Raw genomic sequence first — 12,849 nt, 5'->3', positions numbered from 1 at the left:
CTATACTACTTATCATTATACAGGAAATCATTTCTATTGCCGAACGATTTTGAAGCAAAAAGAAGCTGCAGCATTTGCCAAGCAGCTTCTTTCCCTTACAATGTTAAGGTAAATAAAAGAAAGGAAATCAAACGATCATCCGTTGCTTCAAATTCGGGCGTTGGAATTTTTAAATAAATCAAGGGAGCTGATCCTCAAAAAACATCAGCTCCCCGAAAACGTTACTGTGCTTCAATTAAGCCGTAGCGGCCGTCTTTTCGCTTATAAACAATGTTCGTCCGGTTTGTTTCCGCATTTGTGAACACGAAAAAATTATGGCCCAGCAAGTTCATTTGCAGGATCGCTTCTTCGCTGTCCATCGGCTTTAGGTCAAAGCTTTTCTGGCGGACAATTTCAAGCTCGTTTTCTTCTTCCGCCGCCGAAACTTCCGGCTCTTCCATTAAAGTTGTAAACAAAGAATTCACATTTCCTTTTTCACGGAATTTACGGTTCACTTTTGTTTTGTGTTTGCGGATTTGGCGTTCCAATTTATCAGCAATCAAATCAATCGCTGCATACATATCTTCATGTACTTCTTCAGCCCGAAGTACGAGATTAGTCATTGGAATGGTAACTTCCACTTTCGCTGATTTATCACTATAAGTCTTTAAATTTACATGTACATTAGCTTTGGGAGTTTCTGTAAAATAACGTTCCAATTTGGAAATTTTCTTTTCTACATACTCCCGAAGTGCAGGAGTTACTTCAATGTTTTCACCACGAATTTTGAAATTCATAAGTGAATCCCCCTTTTCTTTACAGTTGCGGCTCCAGGCTGAAAAACCAAAAAGGCTTACCCATTTAACCGCTTAGTCTTATAATTAAGACGTTTGTAAGTACATTTCTATATTACCCTTTCAAATACCTGCTGAAACATATGAAAAGTATTGTCGAATATTTGACAAAAAAAATGTAAAATTCTGTTGATGAAAAATCTTTAGTATTAAAGGAAATAATTGAAAAATCGGAATAAAGCAATATAATAAAAGAAGATATTAGTAAAGGAGAGAGTATATATGAGCAGTGTTGGCGGTGTAGGAAATGGTCCTGTATCACAATTTGTCATGTTAAATAAACAACGAGCGGAACAAGCAATAACTTCTAAAATAAGAGAAGCAGTTGAAAATCCAGAAAAAACACTCGAACAAATACAACAGCCCTCACCGTTAGCCCAATTTCTGGATATTAAAATCTAGATTAGTGAAAATGTTTTCCCTAGAACACTATACTTCAAGAGTCTCCCTCCACTAACCAGTAGGTGGGCGAGCTTCTTAGAAAAAATGACCGAAGCTGTCTCAAAAGCCTAAGGGTCAGACCCTTTTATGAGACAGCTTCGGTCAAATTTACAAAATATCTCCCCCAAATCCCATCAAATATAAAAACCTTGTCATGATAAGAACTGAAACACCTTTTTAGGCTGCAGTTTTGAATTCTCCATTAAAATAAAAAAAATTGTGGCTTGATCATTTGCAAAGTTATTTCCTCTTATCGTAAAATCGGCCGTCATACGTTTGAACATTCGCAAACGGCGCAGTATATGACTGGTAGGAACGTTTTTGTTGATTTAATCTTTTTAAATCCTCTTTTATGCTTTCAAATATAGTTTTTATTCTTTTTTGAATATCCTTCTCCATTTTAACAATTTGATGAGCTTTTGGATGTTGTCTTAAATTTTCAAAAGATTGGTTTTTTAATCTCTTAATTAATATTTCGCGCTCTGCCAGCAATTGTTCTACATTTGCTATGCGTTGATCTCGTTCAACTGTTGACTCTTTAAGAACATTCAACAGCTTTTCTGAACAAATGCAAAGCTCATCTACTAAGCCCATTAAGCTTGATCCCCTTTAAATTGTTTCTGGCGATTCAAACGGATGACTTCTTTCCATGTATCACGAAATTCTGTGACAAATCCTTCCACTTCTTCTACAATGGCAACATCATTTTTAACATTTGCTTCAATCAATCGGCGATTCATATAATCGTACATCGCCATCATTTGTTTTGCAACTTCATATTCTTGATTCAACGTTACCATAAGCTCTTGAATAATTCGTTGCGCCTTTTGCGAGTTAACATTTCGTTCAGAAATATTTTTTTCTATTATCGCTTGCTTCATTTTAGCCAAAAATTTTAAACATCCATTGTAAAGCATTAATGTCAGCTCCCCTGGTGAAGCTGTGCTGACACTATTTTGCTTATAAACTTGATGAAACTGTTGATTGGCCAATGTATACACATCTCCTCAATTCAATTTCTTTACATGCCTCCGCCAAATTGGCCCATTAAGAATGAAGACTGTTGATTTGCTCTTTGAATCGCTTGTTCCATAGCTGTAAATTGTTTCCAATAACGATTTTCTATATCTTGGAGGCGACGTTGGAAATCAGAGATTCTGCTTCCTACATCCCTTAATTGTTTACCTATCGAAAATTGGTCATCCGTAAATGTTGGCTTTCCGGCTTTATCTTCAATGTTTTTCGTAACATTCTTTACAGTATCACGCAAACGCTGCACTATGCCGCGTGTTTCCGGGATCACTTTCCCATCCACGTCTTTGTCACCGCTCTTTGTTAATGTTTGCACAACTTTTTCAGGATCACTTTCAAGCGCTTTTCTCAGTTTGTCCTTATCAATGACAAGCTTTCCTCCTTGAGATATGTCGTTTGTCGTTGTGATTCCAAGCTCTGATAACGTGTCAATGACGTTTTCCCCGATGCCTTGAACACGGCTATACAAATCATGGCGCAATTGCGATAAACCGTTTGAAATAATGGAATCACCACGAAGCATTCCGCTTTTTGCTTTTTCTTCCCAAAGATCAATCTCTTTTTCGGACATTTCTTTTTTTTGCTCATCTGTTAACGGCGGATAATCTCGATAGCGTTTTTCACGAATTTTATCATTTAGTGAACCGATTAACTCATTATATTTGTTAACAAATTCCTCAATTTTTGCAATCATACCGTCAACGTCAGTGGAGGAAGTGACTGTTACAGGAGTAGCAGTTACTGCTTTTAACGTATATTCCATGCCGTTAATCGTAAATGTATTCAACTGTCTCTCCATATCTAATCCATTTAAGTTAAACTTCGCATTCTTTCCGCCATTTGCTAAAGAGGTAACACCAGCTGTACCATTTTGGTCAATGCCTGTACTAAAACCAAAGATAGTAGAAAAAATATCATCACCTGTTGCAGATTTCACATAAACTTCTGCCTTATCAATGGTATCCGTGTCCACTGTACCGGTTGTGCGGGTGGAAATTCCTAATTTCTTTGAACCGTCATCAAAAATGGCATTAATTTTAAGTCCAGACTGATTCAATTTTTTCGCCACATCCGCAAATGTATCGGTTGTTTTAAAAGTAATGGCTTCTTCTTTATACGTTCCATCTGATTGAAGAGCAGCTATCGTGATCGTAGTATCAGCTGCTAACCCTTCCTCACCAAGTGTAGTAGTAGAAGAGGCAGCCGTAACTTCATTCGACACACCAGTAGCAGCCGTTGCTAGTTGAGAAATCGTTATCGAATTGGTTGAATCGTACGATGAACTCAGTGCTTTCACACTCAACGCCGCTTCATTAGACGAAGTTGCCGTTTTTTTATAAAAGTTACTCGATAACATAAAATTATTAAATAAATACGTGTCAAAATCGGCTAACTGCTTATTTACCTCCCGATAAGCATCACGCTGCCATTCAAAAATTTGCTTTTTCTGATACAATTTATCAAGTGGAATTCGCTCCGCCTTCATTAAATCTCCAACGATCTGATCAATATCCATGCCGCTCGCAAGACCGCCTATTCTCATTGTTGACACATTTCCCTCTCCTTTCTAAATTTTTTCATCGACAATCATTCCAAGAAATTTTTGCATCGTATAAAAAGCATCTAATAACTTCTTCGGAGGAATTTCACGTATGACTTCCTTTGTCTCGGTATCAATCACTTGAACGTAATATTGATCTAATCCATCATGTAAAACAAATTTTAGTGAACGGTTTTGTATTTTTAGAAAATCATTTAAATTATTTGCTACTTGTTCTACTTTCTTTTTCAGTACTTCTGTATCTTCATTATTGTCACTCTGTTGTTCCATAATGGTTTGCATTAACGAAGTATATTCTCGTGGAGACTGAGGAACAGAAGCTTCCTTTAACGGAAACGAGCCTGAGATTTTCATCATATTCCCCCTGAGATTTTTATTTCTTTTTATATCGGCAATTTCTAATTGTTCTTAAAGACTCATGTTCAATTTTATAGATGAAAGAGAGTACTTTAGTTTTGTATGAAAAAGTCGATATAAAAATAGACAACCATATCGAAAGTGAGGTGATTCGATGAAAATACAAAATCAATCTATGATCTCGTTTTACATGAATCGATATCAGCGAAATGAAACGGCCCTAACGAAAACACTCAACAAGCTGTCTTCAGGATTAAGAATTAATCAAGCGAGCGAGGATGCTGCAGGGTTAAGTATTTCAGAAACATTGAGAGCACAAATAAGAGGATTAGCACAATCGCAAAGAAATATGCAAGACGGTCTTTCCGTTTTAAAATCAGCTGAAGAAGGATTAATGAACATCAATCACCTTCTGCAACGGATTCGAGAGATAGCCGTACAAAACGCCAATGATACACTAAACGCAAATGACCGTACTGCCAGTCAAAAAGAATTGGAGCAATTACTGCAAGCGATTGATGATACAGCTGAAAAACTGGAGTTTAATACACAGAAAATTCTTGGTCAAAACAGACCGTTAATGCTGCAAGTTGGAGCAAATCCAGGCCAAATTATTGCCGTTGACATGGTTGATACAAGCACAACAAGCCTTGGACTAAATGGAGCGGTCCTATTAACGCGCGAAGATGCCGAGCAACTGATTAAAAAGGTAGACAACGCACTCATTCAAGTAACAAATCATTTAACAAACGTTGGCGCTGACTACGAAACAATTGATCATCATTTAAATAATACCATTTTAAAAGAATTGAACTTAACCGCATCTGAATCGTTATTAAGAGATACAAACATCGCCCGCGAGATGTTGAACTATATAAGCGGAACGATTCGCCAAAAGGGGGATTATTTGTTTATTTCTCATTTGAATCGTAATGTGGAGGAGACGTTAAAATTGTTTATGTAATAAAAAATGGAGGCACTACGTAAATGAGTGCCTCTTCTTTAAAAGAATAGATACAAAAGTGAGGATAAAAAATGGAAATTTTCCTAGAAAAAGCTAAGGATGGCCTTTTAACATGTAAAGTACATAAAGAGAATAACCGAAGCTATTACTTATATTCTAAATATAAGCCTTTGCGTTCGTTAGAAACACTTCCCGAAATTAAAAAAGACAAAAACTATTTGATTTTAGGAATTGGCTTGGGATATGAAATTGCCCATGTATCTGAGAAAACAAACGGTAAAGTGGTCGTCATCGATTATAATCGTCAATTTTTTAATTTGATAAAGGAAAATAATGAACTAAAACCTAACATTAGTAACGAAAATATTGAATTTCTTTTTGGAGATGAATTTGTAAGTTGTTCCAACATACAGAATAGCGATTTTGAGATAATTTATAATTCACAAATTCTTGAATTACACCCTGCTTTTTTTGGAAAAGTTCTCATAACATTGAAAGCAAGTAAAAAATATAGCCAAAACAAAACGATTGTCCTAATGGAACAGAACGCACTAATAGAAGATTGCATAGAAGCTTTTCAAAAGCAGACTTTTCAATGTGTAAAACTAAACTGGTCGACTAAAGAAAAATTGTTTTTAAAAATTTCTAACATTCAACCTGCCTTTATTTTTACAATCAATTATAGCGTAATAATCGCGGAAATTAGCGAAAAATTGCAAATACCTTATATTTCATGGACAGTCGATACTCCTTCTTATCCTTTATATTCATTAAAAATAGACACTCCTCTATCCGCACATTTTATCTATGACGAAGCGATTGTCCATACACTGCGAAATCGTGGAGTAACGAATGTTTATTATTTACCAGTAGCCGGCAATCCAGAGAGAATGATGACCACGATTCGTAATAATAATCATGTACAAATGCAATATGATGTTAGTTTTGCAGGGAATTTAACGATTAGTGAATACACGCAAAAGATAGAACCATTTCTATCAGAAAAAACAAAAGAAATAATTAACAAACTATTAGAAGAACAAGAGCAAAATAAAACCGAGTTTACTATTCGATCAAAAGTGAACAGTGAACTTGTCCATCGAATTCAAGAAGAAAGCCATTATCCTATAATTGGAAATGAACTTCTTTCACTTGAAGAGAAATTAGCTTTTCTTCTAGGTCGAGAACATTCTCAAAGAGAACGAATTCGTTTCGTCCAACAATTAGAGAAACGTTTTTCTTGCGCCATATTCGGAAATGATTCGTGGTCAATGTTCACGAAAAATTATAAAGGATATGCCGACTATTACAAATTGTATCCACTAGTTTTCCACCACTCAAAAATAAATATAAATTTAACAAGAACATTTGTTGAAACAGGGCTTCCGTTAAGAGTTTTTGATGTATTATCATCTAAAGGATTTTTATTAACAAATGATAAACAAGACATCCACCGTCTATTTAAAGATGGTCGAGATCTTGTCGTTTTTAGAGATAATCAAGATTTGGTGGAACAGATTGATTATTATCTACATCACGAAGAAGAAAGAATTCGTATAGCAGAAAGCGGGCATGAAACCTTGTGTAAGCACCACACTTATGTACATCGATTAGAGAAAATAATAGAATTAGGTAAAAGAAAAAACTGGCTTTGACCAATTATTTTAGAAAATTTCATTCGTTTGAAAAAATAAGGGAAGGACATTCTAGAAAAGTGCCCTTCCTCTTCCTTATTCAACTCTACTATTTTACTTAAAAGAATCCATTCGAAAATATATATTAAATTTCTTAAAACTCAAAATTTTACTTAATTATATAAAGGCCTTAAAGACTGGTAACCAATAATCCAATCTCTTGTATTACTTAAGTAAGTCTTTTCTATTAACATAATGTGTATTTTTTAATCCACTTTACACTACTGTATATAAACTCAAAAAAGTGGACTTTTTATGTTTATATTTTTATGCACACATTATACGTTTTACAAAAACGTTCTTATTTTTTGCGACGTTTATGAAGTGAAAAATTTATGATAAATGACAGTTTCCAATATCTTTTCTGCTCTTGTTAACCATGTTGTAACCGCCAAATAGAAATGAACACTTTCTTACCTAAAAATGCTGAATAAGATTGAACATTTTTTTCCAGTAGAGACGTGCACTTTATTTGGAGAGGCGGGCATGATAGCCTTTGTCGGCTGAGCCAGATTCTTTGATATATCTGGCTTTCTGGCTAATAATCTTGCTAAAGTGACAAAATGCCAGCACTAACTTCCAGTAAAGTGTTCACTACTAATTAGCAAAAAGTGTTCAAAGTTAACAGGCGGTTACACATGTATGTTTTCCCATTACTTTTTTTCTACCATAACAAACGTATTCTATACAAATCAAACTAGAATAAATGCGATTACTTATCTAGTAGTTTCTAGAAATATGGTCAGTGCTACTGAATTATCTCCATCACCAAGCACTTAATCCCCCATCAACAACAATATTCTGTCCGGTAACGTAACTAGAAGCATCAGATGCTAAAAAAATAAGTGCACCCACTATTTCTTCCGGATAAGCCATTCTTCCTAGTGGAACACGATTACTATAGTTTTGTCTAAAAATATCATTTTGTCCACTTTCTACTCCCCCTGGAGTGATAGTATTCACTCTTATTCCATCCTTAGCCCAATAGGTAGCTAAATATTTTGTAAATCCAACTACTCCTGCCTTTGAAGCGGCATAGATCGCTGGAGTATTAATTTTTCTCCCCAGATAAAAAGAGCCTTCATATATTCTTTGATCAGGAGCTAATATTCCGTAAACAGATGATGTTTGAATAATCGATCCTCCTTTTCCTTGTTTTTTCATCACTTTTCCCACTTCTTTTGCTATTAAAAACATGCTTGTAATATTCGTGTCCATTATTTCTTTCCATTGATTTAAATCGTAATCCTCAAAATTAGCAAAAAATTTATCTAAATTATTCGATTTACCAGCAGCATTGTTATGTAAAATATTTATCTCACCAAATTTATTTAATACTTCTGACACCATAGTTTTAATAGATTTTTCGTCGGTGACATCACAATGAATAGCAACCGCATGACCTTTATAATTAGAATTAATATGGTGGGCTACTTTTTTTGCCTCGTCAATATTCACATCAACTACTGCAACGTTTGCTCCTGCATCTGCTAAACCAGAACAAAAATGTCTCCCAAGAATACCTGCTCCACCAGTAACAATAGCAGTTTTACCTGTTAAATCGAATTGTTGCATAAAGGAAGTACTCATGATAATCTTCCCCTTTTTTCTGCTAAAAATTGAACAATTTCATAATCTAACTCTGAATCAATATCAATTGAGCGCTCTTCAGGCATTTCATATAAAATTGTTTTCTCATCAATTGCACTTTTAGCTTTAAATAAAGATTCTCTGTTCCAAACATAGATTGATGCATTCATGTCAAAACATTTAGGAGCATCTTGACGTCTAACAATAGGTTTATCAAGTCGTTTTGACAGTTCTATATAACCGTTTTCATTCAACTCCACTAAATTAAAGTAAGGACTTCTTCTCGCTGGTGATGCTGTTATCAAATTAGTAGCATCTCTAGTGCTTTCAAATAATTGAATAGCATTTACGATATCTTGGACACTTCTTAAAGGAGAAGTAGCATCTAAATCAACTATAGTTTGAAAATTTTTTTCTGTTACCTTCTCACATTCTTGAACACAATGAACAATAGCTGGAAGCTTTGCAGCTGAATCTGTAGCTAGTTCACTTGGCCGATTAATTAATATTTTGACTCCATATTGTTTTGATATTCTTAAAATTTCATCATCATCACTACTAACTGCAATAAAATCAAACATCTTACTTTTCTGAGCTTGCATAATCGTATGTGCAATTAAAGGAATTCCTAGTAAAGGACGTATGTTTTTATTTTTAACTCCTTTAGAACCTCCACGGGCACATATAGTACAAATTCTATTCGGCATTATATACCCAACCTTTTTCTTCATTTGATCTTTCGATAGATTCAACCATTTTAATAACACTTAACCCCTCTTCAAATGTACAAAGTTGATCAAAGTTTTTATTTATAATAGCTAGATACTGTTTTCTGTATGTTTCGTCTCTACTTACTTTTACATATTGAATCTCGCTGTTTTTTTGAAAAGTACCATTGATAAAATCAATTTTGTATGTATAGTCTTCGGTATTTACAATCATAAACCTTTGACATATTTTATCTAGGTAATTCATTTCAATCGTGATTAAAGGACACAACTCTGTCTCTGTTAACAAAGAGTAACTGTCCTCAGACTCTATCTCTAAAGAGCTAAATTTTCCACCTAATGAAATTAATCGTTTCCATGATCCGAAAATCCATTGTAAATAATCCAATTCATGACTTAAATCTCGTAATACTCCTCCGCCTAGCATTTTTGAAGCAGAATATGTTTTACGGTAATCAGCTGAGGGTCTCCAAGTCGGTAAATATTGGCCAACATAAACACTGCATGAGATTATTTTTTGATTTTTTATCTCTGTTTTTAATTTCTGTAGTAAAGGATGAAACCGTAGATTATACCCTACAAAGATATTTTCGTTGTCGAATGAAGTAATATTTGAACTTTGAAATAGTGGTTTTTCAATTAATATGATTCCTTCATAATTTTTTTCCATTATTAAATTGAGTGTTTCTAAATGCTTAGAGGTTTCATTTGCAACAACAATAATATTAGGTGAAAAACTCTTTATAGCCGGTTCAATTGAATTAAATATAGGCTTATAATCTAAAATTCTTCTACTTACAAGTCCAACTAGAATGCCTAATTCATTCAAAATTCTTACATGGCGTTTACCTATAGAACCATATCCTACGACTAGCGCTTTCATGAGTTTACACATCTTTCTTTTAAAAAGTTATCTGCAAATTCATTATTTGCTCGATTATATTCATCAATTTGGCCAATATCCATCCAATATTCCCTAATCGGGAAAACATTTAATTTTTTATTTTGCTTAATTAATTCTTCAAAAAGGGAAGGCATATCAAAATATTCATTTTTAGGTATCAAATTCAGCACTTCAGGATTTAAGACATAAATCCCAGCATTGACGAAATAACGTTCAATCGGTTTTTCTTCAATCGAACAAAGTCTTGTCCCTTCTGTTCTTACTACTCCATAAGGTACTTGATGTTGATATTCTCTTACGCACATAGTCGCGATAGAATCACTTTCTTCGTGGAACTGCAAAAGCTGCTGAAAATTTACTTTTGTTAAAATATCCCCGTTCATAACGATAATAGGCTTTGTTGGCTTCTCAGTAAAAAGAGAAAGTGCTCCTGCAGTACCTAGTCTTTGATCTTCATCAAGGTACTGGATGCTTACTCCCCATTCCAAGCCATTACCAAAATATTCCTTTATTATTTCGCGCTTATAATTAACGGAAAAATAAAATTGATGAAACCCGTGTTCAATAAAACTTTCTAATATTGTTTGCAAAATCGGTTTAGTGCCAACTGTTAACATCGGCTTTGGTATGTTTTCTGTTAAAGGGCGAAGACGAGTACCTAATCCTCCTGCCATTAATACAACCCAATTATCATAAGCAGCTGAATCAAATAAAACATCTGAGAAAACGACATCTACTACTTGATTATTTTTATTCAGGATGGGAAGCTGACGTAGTTTTTTTTCTTGAAAAAGCCTTTTAATGGACTGCCTCGATGCTCCTTTTTTCATCGTAATCGGATTTTTATTCATGACTTTCGAAACTTGGTCATCAAGTGAAATACCTCTTAAAATTCCTCTTCTTATATCCCCATCTGTCACTGTACCTAAAAGCCGAAAATCATCATCCACTATTAAAGCGATTTGAGTAGCGGTTTGGTCTATATTTTTCATCGTTTCGATAATAGATGTAGAAGGAGATACTAATAATTGTTTCCAGTCTCTCATTTGCTCACTTCCTTGGCAGGACTACCATAAACTTTCTTATTATCGCCAACACTTCTTAAAACTAAGGAGCCAGCACCTATTAATACATTTGTTCCGATCCTAACATTTTGAATAATCGTTGTTCCTGTGCCAATATGAGTTCCCTCTCCAACAAAAATTCCGCCGGATAAAACACATCCAGGTGCAATATGACAATGTTCACTTATACAACAGTCGTGGTCTATACTAGTAGAAGTGTTTACAATAGTATTATCGTCAATTTTTGTAAATGATTGAATAACTGCACCCGCCATTATTTGTACGCCTTCACCTAGTGTGACTGTTGTAGAAATCACGGCTGAAGGATGAATGATAGTAGAAAACCTATAACCTTTTGATTTAAAGATGTTGAAAATATTTGCTCGAAGCTTTGTATCAGACACAGAACCTAAAGCATTAACCAATTCAATTTCTTGCGGATGATATTTTAATATTTCTTCGTCTCGACCTAAATAAGTGATACTGTAAGGATTATTGTCCTCGTTAGGCGCTGTATAACCTATTATCTCTCTTTTTTGCATTAATAGAATGTCAACCAATACTCGCGCATGCCCGCCATTTCCAATAATAATCACTGGTTTGGAGCACATTACGTTATAACCTCATCTTCTTCATAATCTTTTTGCGCTTCTTGCCCGATATAATCCCAATAATAGTATGGTTCGATCCCTGTTCCAGGCCGCTTTATCGTTAGATTATCAAAGGTAAATACTTCTCCTTTATTAATCGATTTAGCTGCAACTAAACTTTTTCTTGCCACTTCTTTATTTTTCAGCTCTGTTTGCGTCGGTCTTTTTTGTTTCTCACCAAGGGCTTTTTCAAGGATTCGAATCGATTGAATCATTTCCTTTAATTCATTTGGTTCTAATGAAGCTTTATGATCAGGGCCTGGCAAAGTCTTATCTAACGTAAAATGTTTTTCGATAATTTTTGCCCCTTTGGCAACTGCTGCAATAGGAACAACAATTCCTTCTGTATGATCCGATAATCCAATAGAAAGATTAAAATTTTCTTTCATATCATCCATTGCATTCAGATGAACATCTTCGTATGGTGTAGGATATTCTGTTGTACAATGTAAAATGCTTACTTTTTCTTGAAGCAACATTTTGGCCTCATCTGTTTGATAAAAACGTTTTACTTTATCGAATGAAACATCCGTTTTATTGGCGAATCCGTAAGCTAAAAATGCTAGCGCATGATGAATTTCTTCCTTTATAGACATTCCTGTCGATAAAATCACATCGACACCATGTAATGCAATTTTATGTAAGTATGGAGCATTTGTAATTTCACTAGATGGTATTTTTATAACATTCAATTTCAATTCTTGAATTAAAAAATCTACACTTTCTAAATCGAAAGGTGTAGATAAAAAAACAATATTTTTTTCATCACAATATTGTTTTAGCTTTTTAAAGTCATCATAGCTCAATTCCAACTTTTTCAACATTTCAAATTGTGATGAGGATTTTCCAATATTCTTTTTTTGATATTCTGCCTGCTGTGCTGATTTTGTGACTAAATGCTCGGTTTTATATGTTTGAAATTTAATTGCATCAGCTCCGGCTTCTACTGCGGCATCAACTAGTTGAAATGCTAAGTCTAGCGAACCGTTGTGATTAACCCCGGCTTCAGCAATTATAAATGTTTTCGACAT

The 12,849-nt window shown here is 34.4% G+C and carries 14 protein-coding genes; 3 read left to right on the top strand and 11 right to left on the bottom strand.

Going from position 1 to position 12,849, the window contains the following annotated elements:
- Window positions 1-221: 221 nt before the first annotated feature.
- Entirely contained in the window at window positions 222-776 is a 555-nt protein-coding gene (gene hpf, locus PB1_RS08925) for a ribosome hibernation-promoting factor, HPF/YfiA family (RefSeq protein WP_003352011.1), read from the bottom strand.
- Between the two features lie 279 nt (window positions 777-1,055).
- On the opposite strand from hpf, the gene PB1_RS08920 reads away from it, so the two are divergent.
- Window positions 1,056-1,235 (top strand): hypothetical protein, encoded by a 180-nt coding sequence (locus PB1_RS08920; RefSeq protein ID WP_003352009.1) that lies wholly within the window; start codon window positions 1,056-1,058, stop codon window positions 1,233-1,235.
- A gap of 279 nt (window positions 1,236-1,514) precedes the next feature.
- On the opposite strand, the gene fliT is transcribed toward PB1_RS08920, so the two are convergent.
- Genes fliT through flaG form a run of 4 tightly spaced genes read right to left on the bottom strand, consistent with a single transcriptional unit; the run spans window position 1,515 to window position 4,224 of the window.
- Window positions 1,515-1,868: a flagellar protein FliT gene (fliT, locus tag PB1_RS08915; RefSeq protein ID WP_003352008.1), complete on the bottom strand. Its 354-nt coding sequence runs from the start codon at window positions 1,866-1,868 to the stop codon at window positions 1,515-1,517.
- Window positions 1,868-2,266, bottom strand: a complete 399-nt coding sequence (fliS, locus tag PB1_RS08910; protein ID WP_003352007.1) for a flagellar export chaperone FliS — start codon at window positions 2,264-2,266, stop codon at window positions 1,868-1,870. Before fliS ends, fliT begins: the two co-directional genes overlap by 1 nt.
- Before the next feature lie 29 nt (window positions 2,267-2,295).
- The gene (locus PB1_RS08905; protein ID WP_003352006.1) at window positions 2,296-3,858 is read right to left on the bottom strand and encodes a flagellar hook-associated protein 2; all 1,563 of its coding nucleotides are present in this window, start codon (window positions 3,856-3,858) and stop codon (window positions 2,296-2,298) included.
- A gap of 15 nt (window positions 3,859-3,873) precedes the next feature.
- Window positions 3,874-4,224 carry a flagellar protein FlaG gene (flaG, locus tag PB1_RS08900; RefSeq protein ID WP_034645037.1) on the bottom strand — a complete coding sequence of 117 codons (351 nt, stop codon included), beginning with the start codon at window positions 4,222-4,224 and terminating at the stop codon, window positions 3,874-3,876.
- Window positions 4,225-4,378: 154 nt separating this feature from the next.
- On the opposite strand from flaG, the gene PB1_RS08895 reads away from it, so the two are divergent.
- Window positions 4,379-5,188 (top strand): flagellin N-terminal helical domain-containing protein, encoded by an 810-nt coding sequence (locus PB1_RS08895; RefSeq protein WP_003352004.1) that lies wholly within the window; start codon window positions 4,379-4,381, stop codon window positions 5,186-5,188.
- Between the two features lie 71 nt (window positions 5,189-5,259).
- A complete protein-coding gene (locus PB1_RS08890; RefSeq protein ID WP_003352003.1) occupies window positions 5,260-6,843 on the top strand; it encodes a glycosyltransferase family protein in 1,584 nt (527 codons plus the stop codon).
- Between the two features lie 804 nt (window positions 6,844-7,647).
- Here PB1_RS08890 and PB1_RS08885 read toward each other — a convergent pair.
- Genes PB1_RS08885 through neuB form a run of 6 tightly spaced genes read right to left on the bottom strand, consistent with a single transcriptional unit; the run spans window position 7,648 to window position 12,849 of the window.
- Window positions 7,648-8,472: an SDR family oxidoreductase gene (locus PB1_RS08885; RefSeq protein WP_003352002.1), complete on the bottom strand. Its 825-nt coding sequence runs from the start codon at window positions 8,470-8,472 to the stop codon at window positions 7,648-7,650.
- On the bottom strand, window positions 8,469-9,179 hold the full coding sequence (locus PB1_RS08880) for an acylneuraminate cytidylyltransferase family protein (RefSeq protein WP_003352001.1): 711 nt from the start codon (window positions 9,177-9,179) through the stop codon (window positions 8,469-8,471). The genes PB1_RS08885 and PB1_RS08880 overlap by 4 nt, the downstream gene beginning before the upstream one ends.
- Window positions 9,169-10,083 (bottom strand): Gfo/Idh/MocA family protein, encoded by a 915-nt coding sequence (locus tag PB1_RS08875; RefSeq protein ID WP_003351999.1) that lies wholly within the window; start codon window positions 10,081-10,083, stop codon window positions 9,169-9,171. The genes PB1_RS08880 and PB1_RS08875 overlap by 11 nt, the downstream gene beginning before the upstream one ends.
- Complete coding sequence (locus tag PB1_RS08870) at window positions 10,080-11,150, bottom strand: nucleotidyltransferase family protein (protein WP_003351998.1); 1,071 nt, start codon at window positions 11,148-11,150, stop codon at window positions 10,080-10,082. The genes PB1_RS08875 and PB1_RS08870 overlap by 4 nt, the downstream gene beginning before the upstream one ends.
- Window positions 11,147-11,779 (bottom strand): acetyltransferase, encoded by a 633-nt coding sequence (locus PB1_RS08865; protein WP_003351997.1) that lies wholly within the window; start codon window positions 11,777-11,779, stop codon window positions 11,147-11,149. The genes PB1_RS08870 and PB1_RS08865 overlap by 4 nt, the downstream gene beginning before the upstream one ends.
- Window positions 11,779-12,849 (bottom strand): N-acetylneuraminate synthase, encoded by a 1,071-nt coding sequence (neuB, locus tag PB1_RS08860; RefSeq protein ID WP_003351995.1) that lies wholly within the window; start codon window positions 12,847-12,849, stop codon window positions 11,779-11,781. Before neuB ends, PB1_RS08865 begins: the two co-directional genes overlap by 1 nt.

Origin of the sequence: Bacillus methanolicus PB1, from assembly GCF_000262755.1 — a bacterium.
GTDB lineage: Bacteria > Bacillota > Bacilli > Bacillales > Cytobacillaceae > Bacillus_Z > Bacillus_Z methanolicus.
Note: the sequence above shows the minus strand (reverse complement) of the source record. Positions and strands in the feature narration are given on the sequence as shown.

Excerpts from the sequence above, each read along its gene's own strand:
- hpf (WP_003352011.1), bottom strand. The coding sequence starts at position 776 with ATGAATTTCAAAATTCGTGGTGAAAACATTGAAGTAACTCCTGCACTT.
- PB1_RS08920 (WP_003352009.1), top strand. The coding sequence starts at position 1,056 with ATGAGCAGTGTTGGCGGTGTAGGAAATGGTCCTGTATCACAATTTGTC.
- fliT (WP_003352008.1), bottom strand. The coding sequence starts at position 1,868 with ATGGGCTTAGTAGATGAGCTTTGCATTTGTTCAGAAAAGCTGTTGAAT.
- flaG (WP_034645037.1), bottom strand. The coding sequence starts at position 4,224 with ATGATGAAAATCTCAGGCTCGTTTCCGTTAAAGGAAGCTTCTGTTCCT.
- PB1_RS08895 (WP_003352004.1), top strand. The coding sequence starts at position 4,379 with ATGAAAATACAAAATCAATCTATGATCTCGTTTTACATGAATCGATAT.
- PB1_RS08890 (WP_003352003.1), top strand. The coding sequence starts at position 5,260 with ATGGAAATTTTCCTAGAAAAAGCTAAGGATGGCCTTTTAACATGTAAA.
- PB1_RS08885 (WP_003352002.1), bottom strand. The coding sequence starts at position 8,472 with ATGAGTACTTCCTTTATGCAACAATTCGATTTAACAGGTAAAACTGCT.
- PB1_RS08880 (WP_003352001.1), bottom strand. The coding sequence starts at position 9,179 with ATGCCGAATAGAATTTGTACTATATGTGCCCGTGGAGGTTCTAAAGGA.
- PB1_RS08875 (WP_003351999.1), bottom strand. The coding sequence starts at position 10,083 with ATGAAAGCGCTAGTCGTAGGATATGGTTCTATAGGTAAACGCCATGTA.
- PB1_RS08870 (WP_003351998.1), bottom strand. The coding sequence starts at position 11,150 with ATGAGAGACTGGAAACAATTATTAGTATCTCCTTCTACATCTATTATC.
- PB1_RS08865 (WP_003351997.1), bottom strand. The coding sequence starts at position 11,779 with ATGTGCTCCAAACCAGTGATTATTATTGGAAATGGCGGGCATGCGCGA.
- neuB (WP_003351995.1), bottom strand. The coding sequence starts at position 12,849 with ATGTCGAAAACATTTATAATTGCTGAAGCCGGGGTTAATCACAACGGT.